At 42.5% G+C, this 21,519-nt stretch carries 17 protein-coding genes and 1 CRISPR repeat array; of the genes, 15 read left to right on the plus strand and 2 right to left on the minus strand.

Translation table 11 applies throughout. The features are described from left to right. Nucleotides 1-92: 92 nt before the first annotated feature. Nucleotides 93-317, minus strand: coding sequence for a helix-turn-helix domain-containing protein (locus J3491_RS07195; protein ID WP_207969663.1), 225 nt, complete (start codon nucleotides 315-317; stop codon nucleotides 93-95). A 149-nt stretch (nucleotides 318-466) separates the two neighbouring features. Between J3491_RS07195 and J3491_RS07200 the strand changes: the two genes are divergently transcribed. The 12 genes from J3491_RS07200 to J3491_RS07255 all read left to right on the plus strand — a co-directional run bounded on the left by J3491_RS07200 (nucleotide 467) and on the right by J3491_RS07255 (nucleotide 18,396). Next, nucleotides 467-682: a DeoR family transcriptional regulator gene (locus tag J3491_RS07200; RefSeq protein WP_075102692.1), complete on the plus strand. Its 216-nt coding sequence runs from the start codon at nucleotides 467-469 to the stop codon at nucleotides 680-682. A 26-nt stretch (nucleotides 683-708) separates the two neighbouring features. Beyond that, nucleotides 709-1,911 (plus strand): Arm DNA-binding domain-containing protein, encoded by a 1,203-nt coding sequence (locus J3491_RS07205; RefSeq protein WP_207969664.1) that lies wholly within the window; start codon nucleotides 709-711, stop codon nucleotides 1,909-1,911. Continuing rightward, on the plus strand, nucleotides 1,908-2,198 hold the full coding sequence (locus J3491_RS07210; protein WP_207969665.1) for a hypothetical protein: 291 nt from the start codon (nucleotides 1,908-1,910) through the stop codon (nucleotides 2,196-2,198). The genes J3491_RS07205 and J3491_RS07210 overlap by 4 nt, the downstream gene beginning before the upstream one ends. A 507-nt stretch (nucleotides 2,199-2,705) precedes the next feature. Next, nucleotides 2,706-5,294, plus strand: a complete 2,589-nt coding sequence (gene cas3 / locus J3491_RS07215; RefSeq protein WP_207969666.1) for a CRISPR-associated helicase Cas3' — start codon at nucleotides 2,706-2,708, stop codon at nucleotides 5,292-5,294. A 66-nt stretch (nucleotides 5,295-5,360) separates the two neighbouring features. Next, nucleotides 5,361-6,107 (plus strand): type I-C CRISPR-associated protein Cas5c, encoded by a 747-nt coding sequence (gene cas5c, locus J3491_RS07220; RefSeq protein WP_207969667.1) that lies wholly within the window; start codon nucleotides 5,361-5,363, stop codon nucleotides 6,105-6,107. Continuing rightward, nucleotides 6,104-8,275 (plus strand): type I-C CRISPR-associated protein Cas8c/Csd1, encoded by a 2,172-nt coding sequence (gene cas8c / locus J3491_RS07225; protein ID WP_207969668.1) that lies wholly within the window; start codon nucleotides 6,104-6,106, stop codon nucleotides 8,273-8,275. The genes cas5c and cas8c overlap by 4 nt, the downstream gene beginning before the upstream one ends. Before the next feature lie 42 nt (nucleotides 8,276-8,317). After that, the gene (gene cas7c, locus J3491_RS07230) at nucleotides 8,318-9,232 is read left to right on the plus strand and encodes a type I-C CRISPR-associated protein Cas7/Csd2 (RefSeq protein WP_207969669.1); all 915 of its coding nucleotides are present in this window, start codon (nucleotides 8,318-8,320) and stop codon (nucleotides 9,230-9,232) included. 82 nt (nucleotides 9,233-9,314) lie between these two features. After that, nucleotides 9,315-9,941 (plus strand): CRISPR-associated protein Cas4, encoded by a 627-nt coding sequence (gene cas4 / locus J3491_RS07235; RefSeq protein WP_207969670.1) that lies wholly within the window; start codon nucleotides 9,315-9,317, stop codon nucleotides 9,939-9,941. Between the two features lie 47 nt (nucleotides 9,942-9,988). Next, nucleotides 9,989-11,020: a type I-C CRISPR-associated endonuclease Cas1c gene (gene cas1c, locus J3491_RS07240; protein WP_207969671.1), complete on the plus strand. Its 1,032-nt coding sequence runs from the start codon at nucleotides 9,989-9,991 to the stop codon at nucleotides 11,018-11,020. Nucleotides 11,021-11,058: 38 nt separating this feature from the next. Then, a complete protein-coding gene (gene cas2, locus J3491_RS07245) occupies nucleotides 11,059-11,349 on the plus strand; it encodes a CRISPR-associated endonuclease Cas2 (protein ID WP_207969672.1) in 291 nt (96 codons plus the stop codon). Between the two features lie 229 nt (nucleotides 11,350-11,578). Further along, a CRISPR array of direct repeats spans nucleotides 11,579-14,866; the repeat unit is 32 nt; unit sequence TTCGCACCCATCACGGGTGCGTGGATTGAAAC. Between the two features lie 401 nt (nucleotides 14,867-15,267). After that, nucleotides 15,268-15,846 (plus strand): hypothetical protein, encoded by a 579-nt coding sequence (locus J3491_RS07250; RefSeq protein ID WP_207969673.1) that lies wholly within the window; start codon nucleotides 15,268-15,270, stop codon nucleotides 15,844-15,846. A 258-nt stretch (nucleotides 15,847-16,104) separates the two neighbouring features. Continuing rightward, a complete protein-coding gene (locus J3491_RS07255; RefSeq protein ID WP_207969674.1) occupies nucleotides 16,105-18,396 on the plus strand; it encodes a TonB-dependent receptor in 2,292 nt (763 codons plus the stop codon). A gap of 284 nt (nucleotides 18,397-18,680) precedes the next feature. Here J3491_RS07255 and J3491_RS07260 read toward each other — a convergent pair whose 3' ends face one another. Further along, nucleotides 18,681-19,124, minus strand: coding sequence for a PPC domain-containing protein (locus J3491_RS07260; RefSeq protein WP_207969675.1), 444 nt, complete (start codon nucleotides 19,122-19,124; stop codon nucleotides 18,681-18,683). Between the two features lie 263 nt (nucleotides 19,125-19,387). On the opposite strand from J3491_RS07260, the gene J3491_RS07265 reads away from it, so the two are divergent. The 3 genes from J3491_RS07265 to J3491_RS07275 all read left to right on the plus strand — a co-directional run bounded on the left by J3491_RS07265 (nucleotide 19,388) and on the right by J3491_RS07275 (nucleotide 21,288). After that, the gene (locus J3491_RS07265; protein WP_207969676.1) at nucleotides 19,388-19,816 is read left to right on the plus strand and encodes a hypothetical protein; all 429 of its coding nucleotides are present in this window, start codon (nucleotides 19,388-19,390) and stop codon (nucleotides 19,814-19,816) included. A gap of 258 nt (nucleotides 19,817-20,074) precedes the next feature. Next, a complete protein-coding gene (gene catB, locus J3491_RS07270) occupies nucleotides 20,075-20,719 on the plus strand; it encodes a type B chloramphenicol O-acetyltransferase (RefSeq protein WP_207969677.1) in 645 nt (214 codons plus the stop codon). A 104-nt stretch (nucleotides 20,720-20,823) separates the two neighbouring features. Next, the gene (locus J3491_RS07275; protein WP_207969678.1) at nucleotides 20,824-21,288 is read left to right on the plus strand and encodes an NUDIX hydrolase; all 465 of its coding nucleotides are present in this window, start codon (nucleotides 20,824-20,826) and stop codon (nucleotides 21,286-21,288) included. Nucleotides 21,289-21,519: the final 231 nt, after the last annotated feature.

Below are 21,519 nucleotides of genomic sequence, written 5' to 3' on the forward strand. Positions count from 1 at the left end.
ATATCTGTGTGCCCAAATTGTGCCCAAATTGCGCCTTCTCTAAATTTTACTTATATATAAAAAAACATTTTCGACCTTCACTCTAATCCTCTTCACTCTCCATTTTCTGCCAAATTATTTGGTACGTAAGTGAACAAATCACCCACTCCTATATCTAGTGCTTCACAAATTTTATCCATAGTTTCAAAGTCTATTCTTGATGTTTGCTCATTATAAATTTTGTGCATTGTAGATTTACTAATACCTGTCATCCGTATTAAATCTGCTACCTTCATTCTGCGTTCAGCTAATAGTACTGGCAAATTACATAAAATCATAAGAAAGTCCTTAATAAGCAAAAAAGTACTTGCATCGAACTACAGTTACTTGTAAAGTACCTCTATCGAACAACAAAGTTGTTCTATATGTTAGATTTGTTTGTCGATAAGCAATATAAGTAGTTCAATAAACTCATAAGGAATATATTATGTCACACACCTACCTAACAACCCAAGAGCTTTCTGAGCGTATCAAATATAACCCGCGTACCATTCGTAACGACTTAAAGGACACCGTACTTATCGAAGGCATTCATTATATTCGTCCGTTTGGAGGTCGCAAAATACTGTATGTGTGGGAAGAAGTCGAAAAAGATATGCGTACCAGCATTAAAGGTACTGTCAATGCCATGGCCCTACAATAAGAACCATTACAACAAGGAGAATTATAATGGCCAGCATTAGAGTAAGAAAAGGCAGTAATAAATTATTTGTCGATTTTAGATTCATGGGTATCCGATGCCGAGAGATAACCAATCTAGTCGACACTCCTGCCAATCGTAAAAAACTTGAAAAAATTATTGAAAAGATGGAAGCGGAACTTACGTTAGGCATTTTTGATTATGCCAAGTATTTTCCTAAAAGTGATAAAGCACAGGAGATGGTGGCGCTGCGTGATCGTAGGGCTTGTATTGAAACTGATATGCCAGCGTTTAAAGAGTTTGCGGCGCTTTGGTTCTCTGAAAAAGAGATTGAGTGGCGTGACACCTATAAACGTAAAATTCAAGATATCATTGATATGTATCTGCTGCCATATTTTGCTAGCAAGCCGCTAGACACCATAAAAAAGACAGATGTTTTAGCCTTCCGCGCATCGCTCGCCAAAGTAACGTACGGAAAAGTTAAAAAGCATCTGTCTGCAGCACGCATTAACTCGATAATGGTACCTTTGGGTATGATACTAAAAGAGGCGGCAAAACGCTACAAGTTTGATAACCCTTATGAGGATATCAAATCGCTTAAGCAACCAAAAGTGGATATTCAGCCCTTTACGCTTGATGAGGTTCGACGTTTTATTGAAGGCGTACGTGAAGATTATCGCAATTATTATTTGGTGCGTTTTTTTACGGGTATGCGTACCAGTGAGGTTGATGGGCTCACGTGGGAAAACATTGATTTTGATCGGCGTGAGATTGTGATTAAGCAAGCGCTGGTTAAAGGCAAGATTGTGCCACCAAAAACGCAAGAGTCGTACCGCGCCATTGCCATGTCGCCTTGGGTATATGAAGCATTACAAGACCAGTATAAAGTCACATATAAGCGCTCAGATTATGTGTTTTGTGCTCATACGGGATCACCGCTTGATTATAACAACGTCAATAAGCAAGTGTGGCATCCTACATTACGGCTGTTAGGACTAAAAACACGAAATGCCTATCAGACGCGCCACACAGCAGCCACGCTATGGCTGGCAGCTGGTGAGAGTCCTGAATGGATTGCCAGTCAAATGGGGCACTCGACCACTAAGATGCTATTTAACACCTATAGCCGCTATGTACCAAATATGACTCGCCGTGATGGCAGCGCTTTTGAAGCCTTGGTCAATCAAAGCCAAATAGCTCAACGCTCTACTGACAAGGAGACATCACAATGAAAATCATTAATTACGAGGAATTATTTGCCGAGTTTAAACGAGACGGTGCGATCAGTACAGATGCTAATGAGATTGCTAATACGCTTATTCGCGAACTTTGTATTTCATCTGGATCTGGCTTAGCGCGCTTCTTAGGAGTGAAGTCTTGTTTTAATAATCACATGGCGATACGCGTGTGGGTGCAGAAGCGTTTAGATTCCAATAGTGACTATCTTGTTGATGAAATGTGCATTCAGCTGCAAAGCGAACTTTATGGGCTTCTACCGCAACCAGGCTATGGCTCTTAAGGAGAATGTTATGAGTGTGAAGCTTCAACCGAATATGACTCAGAACGCACGGGATCTAAAAATTTGTAGCGATTACTGGGCGTATGATAATAAAACTGATTTTATCGGTCATGTGGAAGCGGTTTGTCAGAGATATAACATTAGTCCTCATATCATGTTTGTTACGGTAGGTCAGTGTTTTACTTATCTAGATGATGTACTTTGCGAGTACTGTGGCTATGTTTGTCCTTTAGAAGTCCCAGCAGACATTCCATTTATGCGAGCAAAAGAGGGCTGGTGTTGCGAGGTGTGCGAACATGCCTTGTGGCGAGAGCATAATAACAGTAGATAGGTTTTTGCTATATTTTGAAACCAAGCAGCTTAGGTTGTTTGGTTTTTTCATTATTTTTAGAATAGCTGACGACATGCAATGTCGTTTAATTCCATTACCTTATTGTGCTTTTTATTTTATTAGGCTATTGTTGAATAAATTATTTATACAACAATAGCCTGGACTAATATACAGTGATGGGAAACCTAAATACTCAAAATGGACATTCAGATACTGCTGGGCAGAAATTTGTTGCGCATGTTCGTGCCAGCGACGGTAGCGAACAATCACTCTATGACCATTTAACTGGTACAGCAGAGATAGCTAAAACCTTAGCGACTAAAATTGGCTTACCGTTGTCAGGTGAACTTATTGGATTGGTTCATGATTTAGGTAAGTATAGTCAGGCGTTTCAGACCTACATTAGAGACAGCTTAAAATTTGATAATTATAAAGACCTAGGTCTTGATGAAGATGAAGAAGCTGAACTCTTAATGAAAGGAAAGCCAACAAGAGGTTCGGTTGACCACTCTACCGCTGGAGCAATATTTCTTTATAACAAGTTTAAAGATCGACCAAAAAAGAATAACGCAGCTCAAGGCGCGTTATTAGCTGACATTCTATTCATTTGTGTGGCCTCTCATCATAGCGGATTAGTAAATGTCGTAGATAAAGAAGGCCAACCTTATCTATATAATCGCAAAACTAAGCCTAAAGACAAAGTGCATTTTCAAGAAGCACTTAGTAATGCGATAAACAACAAACTATTTAATTCTTTAGATAAAAAAACAATCAATGCCGCAGTGGTAGAGTTTCATAACGCGCTTGCACTTTTATTGAGAGAAGACAGTAAACCCAAACAAAAAGACTTCTATATTGGCTTCTATACCCGTCTACTATTTAGCTGTCTGATTGATGCAGACCGTAGCAACAGTATAGCCTTCGAATATCCAAGCCAAGAACACCTGTTAGATCACAAGCGGCCAAACTGGCAAATCGCTATAGATAAGGTAGAAGCTCTCTATAAAGACTTCGCTGATAAAGCAAAACATAGCCCGCCAAATCCAATCAATGAACAACGAGATAGAATCTCCCAAACGTGCTTTGAGGAAGGACAAAAACCACAAGGTATTTATACACTTACCGTCCCAACAGGTGGCGGCAAGACGCTTGCCAGCCTACGCTTTGCGGTGCAACATGCTAAACGCCATAACCTTGACCGCATTATCTATATCATTCCCTTTACCAGTATTATTGAGCAAAATGCTCAAGAGATACGAGACATTCTTGAAGAAAAGTCACCTGATGGCAGTTATGATGAAAAATGGGTATTAGAGCAACACTCAAACCTTGAACCAGATGTACAAACTTGGCAAAGCAAACTGATTATGGACAACTGGAATGCACCGATTGTGTTTACCACCATGGTGCAATTTTTAGAGAGCTGTTTTGGTGGTGGTACCAAAGGCGTTAGACGTTTGCACCAGCTAAGCCGAGCGGTATTAATATTTGATGAAATTCAAACCCTACCTATCAACTGTTATTACCTCTATTGTAATGCTATTAATTTTTTCACCAGTTATGCCAATTCTACCGCCGTATTGTGTACCGCAACCCAGCCTGTGCTCGACAAACTACCCATTGAACAAAATGGCAGTTTAAACCCTGCAACTGAGATCATTGGGAATCGTGACGATCTAACCGTGCTATTTGATACCTTACAGCGGGTAGATATTCATGACCATACTAAAAACCCTCAAGACTTAGATGGTTTGACAGATTATATTAACGAAAATTTTGCCAAATTTGGCAGTACGCTCGTCATTGTTAATACTAAGGCGTGGGCAAGTGATTTATATAGAGAGCTGTCTAAAACAGCTAAGTCAGAAGAGTTGTTCCATTTGAGTACAGGACAATGTGCTCGTCACCGTAAAGACTTACTAGCAACCATTCGTAAACGCCTAAAAGACGGCTTGCCTACTTTGGTTGTCTCAACCCAGCTGATTGAGGCGGGCGTAGATGTTTCATTTAAATCAGTGATACGGTTTTTAGCAGGACTGGATAGTATTGCCCAAGCGTCAGGACGCTGTAATCGACATGGTGAAATGAGGAACGCGGCTGGTAAGGCTATTAAGGGTCAAGTGTTTATTGTTAAACCTGATGCCGAGGGCTTAAGTAAATTGCCGACCATTGCGTTAGGTAAGGCTCAAATGGAGAACACCATACTACCTATATTAAAAGAACCTGAGAATGCAAGTAAGCACTTACTTGACCCAGATATTATGAACATATTTTTTAAAGGCTTTTATCAGACAGACCATGCCGAAAAACAGATGGCCTACCCTGTTGATGATATTCATACCGTGTTTGGCTGGTTGAGTAATAACAGTACCAATGTGGCGGTAAGCAATGACAATAAACAGCGTATCGACAATGGTCAATTTCCCAAGCTATGGCAATCGTTTATGGAAGCCGGCAAAGCCTTTAAAGTCATTGATGCGCCTACCAAAGCCATTGTCGTACCTTATGGTGATAGCGGTCGTGAATTGATTACCGCACTATATGGCACTCAAGTAAATGATAAAGAGTTTTATAAACTGGTTCGAGAAACACAGCAATACAGCGTCAACGTATTTCCCTTTATGCTTGATAAGTTAATAGACGCTGGTGCAATCACTCAGGTAAGGGATACAGGTATTCTAACGTTATCTGAAACATTCTATGATGAGCAAATGGGATTGAATATAGAGGGAGATGGTAAGCTTGATTTTATAGAAGGGTTTTAATACAAGCTAGAGGTTCTAGAGTCAGATTAGCCAAAATTGTTTTAAGTCATAGAAGGATATCAAACGTTGCAAAATACAAAACCAAAAAATTCAATCGAATTTCTCCTCACGGGACGAAACGCTCTATTCACCGATCCAATTACCCGCATTGGTGGCGAAAAGACCAGCTATCATTTGCCTACTTATGAGGCGCTAAAAGGCGTCTGTAAAAGTATTTACTGGAAACCAAGCATCATTTGGGTTGTCGATAAAGTAAGGGTAATAAACCCGATTCGTACCCAAACCAAAGGCATGAAACCGATACGCTATCATAAAGACGGTAATGATTTGGCTTATTATACCTATCTTCATGATGTGGCTTATCAAGTGCAGGCTCACTTTGAATGGAACCTGCACCGCCCAGAGCTTGAAGCGGATCGCATCGATGGCAAGCACTATAGTATAGCTAAGCGTATGGTCGATAAAGGCGGTCGCCAAGATATTTTTTTAGGGACAAGAGAGTGCCAAGGCTATGTTGAGCCTTGCGAATTTGGTAGTGGTAAAGGCGCGTATGATGACATTGATGAGCTTGGTTATGGCCTGATGTTTCATAGCTTTGCCTACCCTGATGAGACCGGACTGGATGAGTTACACAGTCGCTTTTGGCATGCGGTAATGCGTTTTGGTGTTGTCGAGTTCCCTAAACCCACCGATGATCTACAAGCCGATAGTGGTAATGGTATGCCTAATCGTTTTGTCCGCGATATGAGTGCTAAGACGTTCGAGTTAGAGAATAATGTCGAACCTGTTAGCCAAACGGAGGCATCACTATGAGCTGGCTACAACGTTTATATCAAACTTATCAGCACGCCAGTCAGCGTGATGAAGATGTTCAAGCTCAAGACACTCATGCGCTGATGCCTTATTATCATGTGAACCAAAATGTACAAATTATCGTCACCATCAACGATAAAGGCGACTTTGTGAGCGCAGAGTTATGCCGAGACGATAATGGCAAGGTTAAATCGCGTCAACTGGTAATACCCGCAACCAATGCATCTGCTAATAGAACTTCAAAGCCTGTCGCACACCCTCTATCTGATAAGTTGCAGTATGTGGGTAAAGACTTCTTTGAATACAGTACAAATAAAAAGGATTTATATCCACTCTACGAAGATGAACTATCTACGTGGTGCGACTCACCATACGCTCACCCCAAAGCGCAAGCTGTACTTAATTATGTAAATAAAGGCACGCTAGTCAAAGACTTAATCGATGCTGACGTTTTGATTGTTGACCCTGGCGATACAAGCAAACTTGCCTATCCCGAACAAGCTAGTGACTATCCTGACAGTATTTTATCGTCACTCAATAAGAACAAAGGCGTATTCGATCAAGGCTCTGCGTTTATTGCTTGGCGCGTGACACCAACTGGTTTAGGTGACCAGCAAGATAACTGGGGTAAGAACGAAACATGGCGAGACGAGAGTCTGTTTGAGGCATGGCAACAGTTTTATGCCACGCTCGATAGTGTCGATGGCTTTTGTTATGTCACAGGTAAAGATAGCCCACTTGCCAGCAAGCATCCCAACCGTATTCTGCGCAGTGCCACCAACGCCAAGCTAATTTCGGCCAATGATTTATCTAGCTTTACCTTCTTAGGGCGTTTTACCGACAATGATAAATCTATTAAAGCGCATGGCTTGCAAGGGGCTAATATCAGTGCGGTAGTCACCGAAAAAGCGCATTCTGCTTTATCGTGGCTACTGACCCGGCAAGGCAAAGAGGATGCTGGTCAAGCTGTCGTCGCTTGGGCGATATCAGGTAAAACGACACCGCAACCTGTACAAGATATCACTGAAGATGATCCCTTAGATATTGAAAAAGTCGCACAACCAGTGCAATCTTCTGAAGAGAATAATATTAATAGTTTTCAAAGAATAGAGGAGGATGACGACTTTGATGATGACGAAGAAGATGACCTCATTTCTCAAAGAGATATTAGCGACAATCAACCCGTAATCAATGATGCACCGCAACCCATCGAACATAGTAATAATTTAGGTTACACCTTTGCGTCTCACCTTAATAATACCATGCAAGGCTATCGGCAACGGCTCGATAAACACGACCAAATATCTATCATTACTTTAGATTCAGCAACGCCTGGGCGTATGGCGGTCACCTATTATCACGAAACCATGCCCGATGATTATATTGACGCATTAGAGGCATGGTATAGCCAGTTTGTATGGTATACCACCTATAAGGACACCAAAACCAGTGAACGTAAGCTAACTATCAAAGCACCAGTTCCACGGCAAATTTCCCAAGTGGCGTATGGCGCACGCCTTTCAGATGCGCTCAAAAAGCAAGTGGTCTCACAAGTATTACCTTGTATCGTAGAGGGAGAAGCAAGGCCATTCCCTTGGCAACTGGTAGATTTATGTATTAAGCGTGCCTCTAATCCGTTGGCACTAGAACATTGGGAATGGGAACAAGCGTTAGGCGTCGCCTGTGCTTTATACCGTGGATATCATTTGCGTCAATCAGACGATAAAAAAAGGAGCTATACCGTGGCATTACAAACAGACTATAACAGCCGAGATTATTTATATGGTCGCCTATTAGCAGTTGCCGAAGATATTGAAAGCTTAGCGCTATATATTGCAGGTGAGAAACGTAGCACGACTGCTCAGCGTTATATGCAACAATTTGCCAATCGTCCCTTTACCACATGGCGCAATATTGAGCTGGCTCTCAAACCTTATGAGAACCGTCTAAAATCAAACCGTGCAGGTTATCTAACCAATATGCAGGACTTATTAGACCAAATTATGAGTCGCTTTGACATTGAAGACTTTAATAATGATTCCGCCTTATCAGGTGAGTTTTTGCTTGGTTATCACAGTCAAAAGATGCAAATAAAACTGGATAAACAGCAAGCAAAGCAGGCTCGTGAAGATAAGAAAAATTCAGAAGACACCAACGAAACCGCTTAATCTAGACTTTATAAAATTCAAATCTCAATAAAAGGATAAATTATGACTGCCTCTACCCAAAACCCTATTAGTAATAAAATTGACTTCGCCCTCATCATTGGCGTCAATAATGCCAATCCGAATGGTGACCCGCTAAACGGTAACCGTCCGCGTACTGACTTTGCAGGTAATGGTGAAATCACCGATGTTTGCTTAAAGCGTAAAATCCGTGATCGCTTGCAAGAGTCTGATGAAGACATTTTTGTCCAATCGGATGAGAAAAAAATAGATGACTATAAAAGCTTAAAAGACAGAGCAGAAGGAATCTTAGGAAAAGACGTCCTAAATGCGAAAAAAACGCATCGTGACGAAGCAATTAAACAGGCCTGTGATCAATGGTTTGATGTTCGTGCCTTTGGTCAGGTATTTGCTTTTGGTAAGACAACTGGTGCTGACGGTGTGTCTATTCCTATCCGAGGCCCTGTCACTATTCAGTCAGCGTTTAGCTTAGAGCCTGTCGATATTACTAGCACCCAAATTACTAAAAGCGTGAATAGTGAGACACCTAAAAAAGAAGGCGCAATAATGAGTGCTGACCGTATGGGAATGAAGCACCGCGTTGATGAAGGCATTTATGTCACTTATGGGGCAATTACCCCGCAATTGGCAGAACGGACCGGCTTTAGCGATAGCGACGCTGAAAAGATAAAACAGATTTTACCCAAGCTGTTTGAAGGCGATGCTTCATCGGCTCGTCCTGAGGGCAGTATGCAGGTTAAAAAAGTCATCTGGTGGGAGCATAACAGCAAGTCAGGTCAGTATTCATCGGCGAAGGTGCATCGCAGTTTAAAAGAGCTAATTGAAAAAAGGATGCAAGAACAAAAAGAAAATGGTCAAATAGCAGATGGTAGTTTTGATGAAGACGCCTTAAAGTCAGCGTTAGAAGGGCTAGAGCCTGAGATTATTGAAGGATTTTAACCATTCTTAGACTTTAAAACTTGAGCAAACCTTATCAAGTAAGGTTTGCTTTAAATCTCTTATTAGTTTAGAGCCAATAATCATGCAAGCTCTCTACCTATCCCGCTTACAACACTATTTATTCTGCCCGCGCCAGTTTGCGCTCATTGAGCTTGAATGCGCGTGGGAGGAGAACGTGTTTACTGCAGAAGGGCAAGTGATGCATGAGAAGGTCAACTCTGGCGGTCATGACACGCGTGGCAATATCAAGACCGTGCGCACTTTGCGACTTGGTCATGAAGCATTGGGACTAGAAGGCGTGGCGGATGTGGTTGAGTATCATACCGATGATAACGGCACACAAACCCCTTTCCCTATCGAGTATAAACGCGGTAAGCCCAAATCACATCGTGCGGATGAAGTGCAATTGTGCGCGCAAGCACTATGCTTAGAAGATATGCATGATTGCACCGTCAGTGAGGGCGCACTGTTTTATGGTAAGACGCGCCGCCGTCATAATGTAAATTTTGATGATGAACTACGGAAGGTCACTTTAGATGCTATTAATGACTGTCGGCATATTATAGAGAGTGGAGAGACGCCCAAGCCCACTTATAGCACCAGTAAATGCCGCAATTGCTCACTTAATGATATCTGTCATCCCAAGATTTTTAATAAAAATGCTTCAACATGGCTGACTAAAAAAATAAATACCAGTCTTAAGGAATAAACCTTTATTGTTAATAACATTGTCATTAAAACCTAGTAGGAATCTCTATGCGCCCGTTAAAAAACACTTTATTCGTCCAAACTCAAGGTGCGTGGCTCAATAAGCAGGGCGAAAATGTGGTGATGAATATTGACTACGAGGTTAAAGGTCGCGTCCCTATTCATAAGCTCGATGCGATAGTTTGTTTTGGGCAAGTGTCAGTATCACCAGCACTTATGGCACACTGTACTGATAACGCTATAACAATTACACATCTAAATCGCTATGGTAAGTTTCAAGCGCGTATTGAAGGCGCGGTCAGTGGTAATGTGCTGCTACGTCGTGAGCAGTACCGTATCAGTGATGATCCCGAGCGCTTTCAGCCCATCTGCCATAGCGTTATCTTAGGTAAAGTGCATAATCAGCGCCAAGTGATTCGTCGCTACTTGCGAGATTATAAAAATCAGCTAGATGATGCAACTACTGATAAATTACAATCCGCGCAAAAGCGTTTAGAGCATGGTCTACATAAAATTTTAGCCACTAAAAACTTGCCTGACCTATTAGGCCGTGAAGGAGAGATGGCGAGCATTTACTTTAGTGTGTTTCCACAATTCATACGTAATCCTGATTTTAGTTTCCCTAAACGCACTCGTAACCCACCCACCGATGCTGTTAATGCCCTGCTTTCTTTTACTTATACTCTGATGACTCATGATTGCCGTAGTGCGCTTGAGACCGTAGGACTTGATCCTTCTTGCGGGGTATTTCATCAACTACGCCCTGGACGTCCTTCTCTTGCATTAGATTTAGTTGAGGAGTTTCGTCCTATCGTTGACCGTTTTGTGTTGTCTTTAATTAATAAAAAGCAGCTCGGTAAGTCAGACTTTAAAACTGAGGCAAATGGTGCGGTTTGGCTCAAGGATGAAGCAAGGCAAACTTTTTTTAAAGCGTGGCATGATCGCAAGCAGCAAACTATTTATCATGAATGGTTTGAGGAAACGGTACCTTTTGGTTTGTTGCCCCATCTGCAAGCGACAATTATGGCGCGTCATATCAGAGGCGATATTGATGCTTATATTCCTTTTCTTTGGAAGTAAGTTGCTCCATGAATGATTAATAAACAAGGAGTATCGTTATGATGGTATTGGTCACTTATGATATTAGCTCGGAGGGTGCATCTAGCGCTAAGCGTTTACGTCACATTGCTAAGCACTGTTTGAACTATGGGCAGCGAGTGCAATATTCAGTGTTTGAGATTGAAGTTAATCCTGCTCAATGGACGACCCTTCGAGCTACACTTGAAGATATTATCGATCATGAGATGGACAGTCTGCGCTATTATTACATGGGTAAAAATTGGCAACGCAAAGTTGAGCATATTGGTGCGAAACCCGTGTTAGACTTAAATGATGTGTTGTTATTTTAATAACCCTGATTTGACTGTGATAAGGTCACTGCGAGCCTATAGCATACATAAAATGTCTGGTGTATTCGCAACGGGTCAGCAGAGCTATTTAACAACTTGATTTTTATGACTTTATTTTTTTATAATAAAACTTTGGTAAGCAAGATGCTTGCCAAATTCGCTTATGGTTTAGACGTTCGCAAATCTCAAGGTTTATTCATAACTTTATCAGCGACTTAGACTATGGGCTTTCGCACCCATCACGGGTGCGTGGATTGAAACAGGTTGCGCGACCGAGCGATACGCAGGGCAAACATTCGCACCCATCACGGGTGCGTGGATTGAAACTCTTTGGCGATGTTAGCCCCAACCATCTCAGGATTCGCACCCATCACGGGTGCGTGGATTGAAACATCTATCTCGCTATACACATAGGTATCATTGAGTTTCGCACCCATCACGGGTGCGTGGATTGAAACTATTTGTTTCAGAACAAACATACTTTAGCAGATATTCGCACCCATCACGGGTGCGTGGATTGAAACACCAGCAATCAAAGTAGGCGTTGATGATGGCCTTCGCACCCATCACGGGTGCGTGGATTGAAACGTAGCCCTGTCGTACCGCTGATTGTGTAGTCGCTTCGCACCCATCACGGGTGCGTGGATTGAAACCAGTAACAGATGTTATATTGTCGTTATTTGTAATTCGCACCCATCACGGGTGCGTGGATTGAAACTGTGAATTTGATCAACAAAGTCGCGCATCAACTTCGCACCCATCACGGGTGCGTGGATTGAAACTGGCCACAATCCACTTACGAGTATCAATCTGCATTCGCACCCATCACGGGTGCGTGGATTGAAACTTGACGTTTTGCCAAGCGTGGACTTATTCTGTTTCGCACCCATCACGGGTGCGTGGATTGAAACTTACTGTTTAATATCATGCCATTAACCGCATTAATTCGCACCCATCACGGGTGCGTGGATTGAAACGAGATTGTGTCAAGCATTTATGTTTTGATATACTTCGCACCCATCACGGGTGCGTGGATTGAAACGCATATACGAACCACAACGTCAAGCACTTTTGTTCTTCGCACCCATCACGGGTGCGTGGATTGAAACATCACATTACGAAAAGTAGGGTTGTCTGGGTTTTCGCACCCATCACGGGTGCGTGGATTGAAACCAAGTCGATGCCTGTTTTCTCAATTAGTAGTTTTCGCACCCATCACGGGTGCGTGGATTGAAACCGACACCAAGTCGGATATACAACATAATGACCATTCGCACCCATCACGGGTGCGTGGATTGAAACCAACACTATTTTTTTCACCAGATGCTAACTTTGCTTCGCACCCATCACGGGTGCGTGGATTGAAACGCCCTATAAAAATGTCAGCACGTTTGTGCATCTTCGCACCCATCACGGGTGCGTGGATTGAAACCTCGTGCCATTCGCAGTCAAAGCTAATCTCTATTCGCACCCATCACGGGTGCGTGGATTGAAACGCCCAAACCTTGTTCTATAAACCAACCACTCCATTCGCACCCATCACGGGTGCGTGGATTGAAACAATCATGGCTAGCTCCTATGCAAAATGGATTAGCTTCGCACCCATCACGGGTGCGTGGATTGAAACACGTAGCACCTCATGATGTTGATAATCGCACACTTCGCACCCATCACGGGTGCGTGGATTGAAACCGGACAACTCAAAAGAACAAACGACCTCACTTTTTCGCACCCATCACGGGTGCGTGGATTGAAACAAAAATACTTTGACTTTTGAGCCGCGCTCTACCGTTCGCACCCATCACGGGTGCGTGGATTGAAACAGATACCGATTGAAAACATCGACCGACTAGGTGTTCGCACCCATCACGGGTGCGTGGATTGAAACGCCTAGGTATATTTTTGCGCTGCCATATGGCAGTTCGCACCCATCACGGGTGCGTGGATTGAAACTCGATGTTTGCAACCTCAGACTCCACCAGCTGACTTCGCACCCATCACGGGTGCGTGGATTGAAACTCGACCTGCTACCTCGTAAACTAGCGCAGTCGTGGTTCGCACCCATCACGGGTGCGTGGATTGAAACAGGCTTGGCTAGATTAATCCATAACCAGCAAGGTTCGCACCCATCACGGGTGCGTGGATTGAAACTAGCTGGCCGGTGAAGCGCTCGTAAATCAGCTTTCGCACCCATCACGGGTGCGTGGATTGAAACGGCTTAGCTACTACAAGCACTCAGCGACAGCTTATTCGCACCCATCACGGGTGCGTGGATTGAAACACTCAAATCACTAACGCCCTTGGCATTGAGCAAGTTCGCACCCATCACGGGTGCGTGGATTGAAACGTATTAGCGTTAGCAATCTAATGGGTAAAGAGGTTTCGCACCCATCACGGGTGCGTGGATTGAAACCTATTTCAAACACCTCGCTAATACAACCCAATCTTTCGCACCCATCACGGGTGCGTGGATTGAAACGATAAATACCTCAGAAATGCCGAAGGACTTAACATTCGCACCCATCACGGGTGCGTGGATTGAAACATCAACTGAACTCACAAAATGATGCACAAGCTCTTCGCACCCATCACGGGTGCGTGGATTGAAACCGCAACCACAACCAAAATCTTACTTACTAGTTCGCACCCATCACGGGTGCGTGGATTGAAACATCATCGCCCTTGATCATAATCTTATACAGACATTCGCACCCATCACGGGTGCGTGGATTGAAACAGCGTTAAACGCGTGTCCGGCTTAGGAGCTACCTATTCGCACCCATCACGGGTGCGTGGATTGAAACCCAACCATTCAACGAGTAGAAGCATAAGGATATTCGCACCCATCACGGGTGCGTGGATTGAAACAATGCGTCTCAGTAGCTCACTCTTAGTAATCTTTCGCACCCATCACGGGTGCGTGGATTGAAACACGCAATTCGCAATCAAAGCCGATCTCTAGCCCTTCGCACCCATCACGGGTGCGTGGATTGAAACGGACAGATCTTTCAAGTCGAATATTTTGTGTTTTCGCACCCATCACGGGTGCGTGGATTGAAACTCCACCCTCTGGGTCTTTCAGGTAGTCTGCTTGTTCGCACCCATCACGGGTGCGTGGATTGAAACTAGAACGCCTACAAACAGCCATAGACCTGCAGCGGTTCGCACCCATCACGGGTGCGTGGATTGAAACCAAAAGCCCTTCGCATTACCAAAAACCACTTCATTCGCACCCATCACGGGTGCGTGGATTGAAACCCTAGTCTATTAGACATCGGTTGCAACATAGGTTCGCACCCATCACGGGTGCGTGGATTGAAACCGTCCGAACGCCTAACCGACAACGACGACGGCGTTCGCACCCATCACGGGTGCGTGGATTGAAACATGCTGCATCTCCCAGCCCAGCGGCAGCTTATCTTCGCACCCATCACGGGTGCGTGGATTGAAACGGTGGCGCTATAGGTGCTCTCTGATATGCTCTTTTCGCACCCATCACGGGTGCGTGGATTGAAACAGTCATTGGACATCCTCTAGTCGTGGTTGCATTTCACACTGTCCAGTGTTCATCTTTGAGCATAGTGTGAGGCATAGCGAACGATATCTTTTTTGTGTGAGAAATTAAAGATTAACCGTTCGCTTTTTTTTGCCATTAATTTGTCGCCAATGTTCAACACGCCCTAATGATAAGCTGGTAAATAAGTTATTCTGAAAAATACATGTAAAACGCATCTCTCTAAAACAAAACTTGTAAAAGCTCTACTGACTGTCTTAGAATGGCATTGTTAAAAATCCTGTCTATTTTGTTAAGCCTTCTTTCTAAATTGCATCAACTTTAGGGTTTAGTCGAACAGGTCCACTTATCCATATATGTTACTTATACAGCATTCATAATGCTGAAAACACGATGACCCTATCATGTCTACTAAGCATCGAAAGCTTGTTTTACGATATTCATCACCAGTAATGATGTGGTTTGGCATGTTGGTCGCATGTTTCGCTTGGATCATGCACATCACGCTTTTTCTAACACCTTTATGGGACGATAACCCTCACTTAGGTCATGGCGTCTGTGCTGAGCTTGCACCAGTAGTATCGGTCATCAAACAGTATGAGCAAATACAGACTGATATTGCGTACACCAATCATCACATACCCATTGATAGTGCTGCTCATCATTTACCACACCAACAAGCATCGACTGCGACCGTTAAGCCTGTCATAACGGTTGACGCCGCATCTTCGCAGGCAGCCTTATATAACAAAGATAAGGTTGAACGCTCTGAATCTAACCCTAATGCCGTCAAATACCGTGGCTGCGACCTTTGCACTGCCATGTCTGCGGCACTATTACCAGTCGCTTTTACACATACTGACTCGGCTTTGATTGAGCTGTCTCCTGTCTCAGTCACATTTTTATATCGCTCACATAGTTATTATTCGGTTAGTTTTCTAAGACCCCTCGCACGCGCTCCTCCACTAGTCACATCCATATAATCATTCACATTTATAGGCCAATATTTTTAGAGCATTAATAACGATACTCCCCATCAACGCACCTACTTGGCATGTTGATTGAGGTGCTTGTATACGCTTGCTTAAAAAAACCATGCTCAAAATTCTATCTCTTTATATCGAGAAACATTCAGTAAATGCTTACTCTAAGCCCATAAGTGGCTTGTCTGACATTCTATCTTGATAAAAACTGAATAATCGATTTCATAAAATATTTTTGCAAATTTCTAGGAATATAAGATGTCATCTTCATCAATGAACGTTGTACCTATTTTAAAACTAAGTGTTTTAGCCTTGTCTTTATTGCATATCAGTAGCGCTTATGCCGATTCTACAACCGTAAAGGCGTATACGCATACTACGGATGATGAGCCACATATCCGATTGCCAGAAATCGTCGTTTATGCGAAGCCATCTAGTACCGATGCCCTTGGAAAAGCAGCCAGCATTAATCAAAAACTTATTAACAGCAAACAAGTGGCAAGCAGTGATACAGCCACTATACTGACAAAAATACCCGGTCTTAATGTACAAAGTGCTGGTGGTATCTCAAACCTACCTGTGATGAGAGGCTTGGCGGACAATCGTCTACGTGTTTTAGTAGATGGTGTTGACTCAATCGCCTCTTGTCCAAATAGTATGAACTCACCCCTTTCTTATATCGCACCAAGCTCTGTAGATGAAACCACCGTCTATGCAGGTGTGACGCCTGTGAGTGTCGGTGGTAATAGTATTGGTGGCACTATCGTTGTCGAAACAGCAGAGCCTGTCTTTTCAACGGATAGCGACATACTAACTTTAGGTGAGATTGGCACATTTTATCGTAGCAATGGTGATGCTTATGGTGCCAACTTGTCGACCACAGCGGCAAACGATCAACTTAGCCTCACCTATAAAGGCAGCTTCGCACAGGCAGATAACTATAAAGCTGGTGGTAATTTTAAATCTTATACCCAAACAGGGAATCCTAATAAAACATTAGCAAAAGATGAAGTTGGTTCAACCGCTTATGAGAGCAAAAATCAATCATTAGACATTGCTTATAAGAATGGTAATCATCTGCTACAAGGTACTTATCTGTGGCAAAACGTACCAAAAGAGCTATATCCAAATCAGCGGATGGACATGCTCGACAATCAGCTTGACCGTATTAATCTACGCTATCAAGGAGAGTTAAACTGGGGACAGTTAGAAGCACAGGCCTATCATGAAGATGTCGATCACTATATGAATTTTGGAGAAGACAAACAGTTCTTGTACGGTGCCGCTAAAGGTATGCCTATGAGTACCAACAGCAAGACGATTGGAACCAATTTAAAAGCGATTGTCGACTTAGCTGAGCAAGGCACACTTAATATAGGGGCTGAATATCAAGACTATACGCTTGATGACACGTGGGCAGCATCTGGCAACGGTATGATGTCGCCAAACAAATTTCAAAATATCAACAATGGTCAACGTCAGCGTATCAGCATCTATGGCGAATGGGAAAAAGACATCTCTCCTGAATGGACAACTCAGCTTGGTACCCGCTACGAAAACGTACGTACCAGTGCTGATGAAGTACATGGCTATCAAGTCGGTGGTCAAAACAATATGACCAATCAGTTGCGAGATAGCGCTAACTTTAATGCCAGCGACCGTAGTACCACTGACCACAACATCGACGTCACCGCGATCGCCCGCTACAACATTGATGCACAAAAAACCTTAGAGCTGGGGCTGTCGCATAAAGAACGCACACCCAGCCTCTATGAACGCTATACGTGGTCGACATGGCCCATGGCGGCTGTCATGAATAATACTGTTGGAGATGGCAATGGCTATTTTGGTGATCCCAATCTGAGTCCTGAAAAATCAAATACCCTATCAGCTACCTTAGACTGGCGCGCTGATGATGACAGCTGGGGTATTAAAGCCACACCTTATTATTCATATATTGATGACTATGTTGATGCCGTACAGTGGAATCGTATGACCAATACAGCGGCGGGTACTCAAACAACTAATCAATATAATGTACTGCGCTATACCAACCAAGATGCTGAGATATATGGCATAGATATCTCAGCCAATCGGGAGTTGGCAGCAAATACTTGGGGGTACTGGGATATAGTAGGCTCTTTAAGCTATACCAAAGGGGAAAATAAAGACAGCGGCTCAGACTTATATAACATCATGCCATTTAATGGCAGTGTCGCCCTGAATCGGGAAAATAACGGTTGGACAAACCAAATCGAAGTGGTGGGTGTCGCGGCTAAAAAGGATGTATCCACCCCTCGCAACGAAATTAAAACCGCGGGTTATGGTCTCTTAAACCTCAGTACGGGCTATCAGTTTAAAGAGGTCGCAATTGAGGCTGGTATCGATAACGTATTTGATAAAAACTATGCATTACCTCTAGGGGGCGCATACATGGGTCAAGGTAGAACCATGTCTATGAATAAGGAGATAGATGGCAGCTCTAACTGGGGCACATCTGTGCCTGGCGTGGGGCGCTCATTCTATATAGGTGTCAACTATAAGTTTTAGTTGTCATTAAGATAGATTTCTAACTTTTTTTATACCATTTCCAAAAATGAGAATAACAAAGAAAACTTGTGTGATATGGCCACTAACAGGTTTAATAAGTCACACAAGGCTAATCGTATTTTTGGATTTGGTATTATTTTATGGAACCATCTTTAAGACTATAGTATTGTTCACTGCGACAGTTTATATAAGATTTTTAATGCAGCGCATTGTTTTATTGATTATGAAGCTGTATTCATATATGTATCAGTATAGAACAGTAATAGGAGAGTAAACTTAGATACCTACAAAATAGATATCTCTAGCCAGTATACAGGTTTTTTCCCTCTAGATGCCTGAGAGCGTGGCTGAAGAACACGCAACTCATATTCACCTGAATATGGGAGCGTGTAATAACCTTTATCATCCACTTCAGGTGCGTACTCTCCTACGTTAACAGAATTTGCTAGATTCTTATGGAATAAATAAGTGTCTACATTCCCTCCCGCTATTTTGACAGAAAGCTTTTGGTTTTTTTTGGCATAAAATGTATAGGAATCATACTTATTGCCTTTTAATTTCCCATAATAGTTGGCTGAGCTGGCACCTTTTTTAAATTGAACATCAACAGCTTTAGCCACTGCATCTGAAGATGCAGATGCAGATGCAGATGCAGATGCAGCCATGACTGTAGGGCTGACTACTAGGATAGGAAGTGCAAGTAGAATAGAAGTAGTTAGGTTTTTCATATTTTAAACACCCGAGCAGTAAAAAACACTGATTTTAACTTACTTCACACTGTTAAATTTTATAGATATGTTACATTAGCATTGCTAACATAAGAAGTGTATGGATAAGGTATTAATTAACCTTACCCGTACTGAGTAGTATGAATCAATGCACTAGCCTACCGCAAACCAAACCATGGTAATCAGAATCCGAATTTCATCATGTAGACAAAGAGAACACTGCTAGATAGCAGTATTCTCCTATTATATTCAAAGGGAAAATTATGCGTTCTTTGCTTCTAATGACAATGTGCTTAACGGGTAGCTTAGCTCTAGTGGCTTGTAATAACTATCAAGCCACCACCATGGACCTTAGTCAGCAACCTACAATAGAAATGCCAATAGCGTCAGCGGCATTTACCGCTTTTGGTAACAACGATAAAAGTTGGCGAACAGTGGTTGAAGAGAGTAAATTAAGTATAGAAGCAGATTTCTTAAAGCCTACTACAGTTGTAGTAGTGGGGTCCGCCAATACTGAAGATATAGAATATGCGAGCACAGTAAACGGGCAACCTATTATTTTGAATATACGGAAAAATATTTGTATCGATAACAATGGCTATCAAAATGAATTTACTGCCACATTAAGCTATGCAGGCAAAACATATCAGGGTTGTGCTGTTGCTGGTGCAATAGAAACTGCGCCCACATAAGAGATAAATCTAAGCGATATCGGAAAAGGCTGCTAACTCATTGAATGAATAGTATACCTCACGTAGCGTTTGTAGTAGATGGCCTAACTAAAGAATTGAAAACTAAAAAGTAACTATTGAACCCAACTCACCAAGTGGGGGACTAATAGTGGCTTTTATCGAAGTAAATAGCGCAGCTATCGAAATTATGCAATATTTATGAACTGATACGAGTTAGGCCGGTTACTGAAGTAAAAATATTAAAAAGGTATTGATAGCATGAATAATTACTTTGAAAGCCCCTTTGAAGGCAAACCTCTTAAAGAACAAGTTACTAACCCTAATATTATTGTGGGTGAGCACAGCTACTATTCAGGATACTATCATGGACATAATTTTGATGATTGTGCCCGATATTTAGCACCAGATCGAACGGACGTAGATAAATTAATTATTGGGCGTTATTGCTCCATAGGTTCAGGTGCAATATTTATGATGGCAGGAAACCAAGGTCACAAAAACTCATGGATAAGCACCTTTCCATTCTTTTATCAAAGCGAAGAGCAGTTTCTCGGCGCGAAGGATGGGTTTGAACGTTCAGGAGATACCGTTATTGGTAATGATGTTTGGATTGGTACAGAGGCCATAATTATGGGCGGGGTTACTGTTGGTGATGGGGCTGTTATTGGTAGTCGCGCTGTCGTTACTAAAGATGTCGAGCCGTATTCAATTGTGGGTTCAAACCCAGCTAAACATATACGCTATCGTTTTACAGAAATTGAAATAGCGCAGTTGTTAGAGATGCAGTGGTGGCTATGGAGTAAAGAGCAATTAAAGTCAGCTATGGAGCTATTATGCTCTTCACAAATCAGTGCTCTTTATGATTACTGGAAAGGCCTATCAAAAGATGACTATTTAAAATAGTTCACTGCGGTAGTCATTTAAAAAATATAGTTTAATACTCTAAAGAAAAAATGATTACGATGGTATTATTTAGTATTCTCTATCCTTTTTTCAACTGAGTTCTTATGTCTGATAAGCTAATTAATGTGCCTATAATACAATACGATCCACAGTGCCTACGTCCAATAGCAGCTACTATTGGGGTACTCTTCAAAGATGGGAAAGTACTTTTAGTTCGACGTGCTAATCCACCTGATGCTGGTTTATGGGGTTTTCCTGGCGGTAAAATCGAACGTGGTGAAACTGTTAAAGATGCTGCTGTTCGTGAACTTTATGAAGAAACAGGTATTGTATCAAATGCCTCTAAAGCATTTAACGCTGTTGACGCGTTTGACTTTGATAGTAGTGGTAAGCTTCGCCACCATTTTGTTCTTGTAGCCGTACTTTGTATTTGGGTTTCTGGTGATCCTCTAGCAGGAGATGATGCCCTAGAAGCTAATTTTTTCGATATTAAAGATTTGGTTAATACAGATTTAGCTCTTAGCTTAGATGTTAAAGAGGTTGCTTTACAAGCTTTTGAGTTGCTCTAAAATAGAAAATATGTTCTCTTTCATTAAATCCGTACAGTTAAACTTAAGAAGTGTGAGTTACACAGAATGAACCGCCCCGTGATTGTCGGAGACCTAACTTTCTGAGAGAATACGACAATGAAAACACGAAACTACACCCCTGAGATTAAAGAACGCGCCGTTCGCATGCTGATTGAAGCATTAAGCGACTATCCCTCTACATGGTCAGCCATTCAAGCCATTGCCCCTAAG

The sequence above is a fragment of the Psychrobacter halodurans genome (assembly GCF_017498075.1).
Classification (GTDB): domain Bacteria; phylum Pseudomonadota; class Gammaproteobacteria; order Pseudomonadales; family Moraxellaceae; genus Psychrobacter; species Psychrobacter celer.

Excerpts from the sequence above, each read along its gene's own strand:
- J3491_RS07195 (WP_207969663.1), bottom strand. The coding sequence starts at position 317 with ATGATTTTATGTAATTTGCCAGTACTATTAGCTGAACGCAGAATGAAG.
- J3491_RS07200 (WP_075102692.1), top strand. The coding sequence starts at position 467 with ATGTCACACACCTACCTAACAACCCAAGAGCTTTCTGAGCGTATCAAA.
- J3491_RS07205 (WP_207969664.1), top strand. The coding sequence starts at position 709 with ATGGCCAGCATTAGAGTAAGAAAAGGCAGTAATAAATTATTTGTCGAT.
- J3491_RS07210 (WP_207969665.1), top strand. The coding sequence starts at position 1,908 with ATGAAAATCATTAATTACGAGGAATTATTTGCCGAGTTTAAACGAGAC.
- cas3 (WP_207969666.1), top strand. The coding sequence starts at position 2,706 with ATGGGAAACCTAAATACTCAAAATGGACATTCAGATACTGCTGGGCAG.
- cas8c (WP_207969668.1), top strand. The coding sequence starts at position 6,104 with ATGAGCTGGCTACAACGTTTATATCAAACTTATCAGCACGCCAGTCAG.
- cas7c (WP_207969669.1), top strand. The coding sequence starts at position 8,318 with ATGACTGCCTCTACCCAAAACCCTATTAGTAATAAAATTGACTTCGCC.
- cas4 (WP_207969670.1), top strand. The coding sequence starts at position 9,315 with ATGCAAGCTCTCTACCTATCCCGCTTACAACACTATTTATTCTGCCCG.
- cas1c (WP_207969671.1), top strand. The coding sequence starts at position 9,989 with ATGCGCCCGTTAAAAAACACTTTATTCGTCCAAACTCAAGGTGCGTGG.
- cas2 (WP_207969672.1), top strand. The coding sequence starts at position 11,059 with ATGATGGTATTGGTCACTTATGATATTAGCTCGGAGGGTGCATCTAGC.
- J3491_RS07250 (WP_207969673.1), top strand. The coding sequence starts at position 15,268 with ATGTCTACTAAGCATCGAAAGCTTGTTTTACGATATTCATCACCAGTA.
- J3491_RS07255 (WP_207969674.1), top strand. The coding sequence starts at position 16,105 with ATGTCATCTTCATCAATGAACGTTGTACCTATTTTAAAACTAAGTGTT.
- J3491_RS07260 (WP_207969675.1), bottom strand. The coding sequence starts at position 19,124 with ATGAAAAACCTAACTACTTCTATTCTACTTGCACTTCCTATCCTAGTA.
- J3491_RS07265 (WP_207969676.1), top strand. The coding sequence starts at position 19,388 with ATGCGTTCTTTGCTTCTAATGACAATGTGCTTAACGGGTAGCTTAGCT.
- catB (WP_207969677.1), top strand. The coding sequence starts at position 20,075 with ATGAATAATTACTTTGAAAGCCCCTTTGAAGGCAAACCTCTTAAAGAA.
- J3491_RS07275 (WP_207969678.1), top strand. The coding sequence starts at position 20,824 with ATGTCTGATAAGCTAATTAATGTGCCTATAATACAATACGATCCACAG.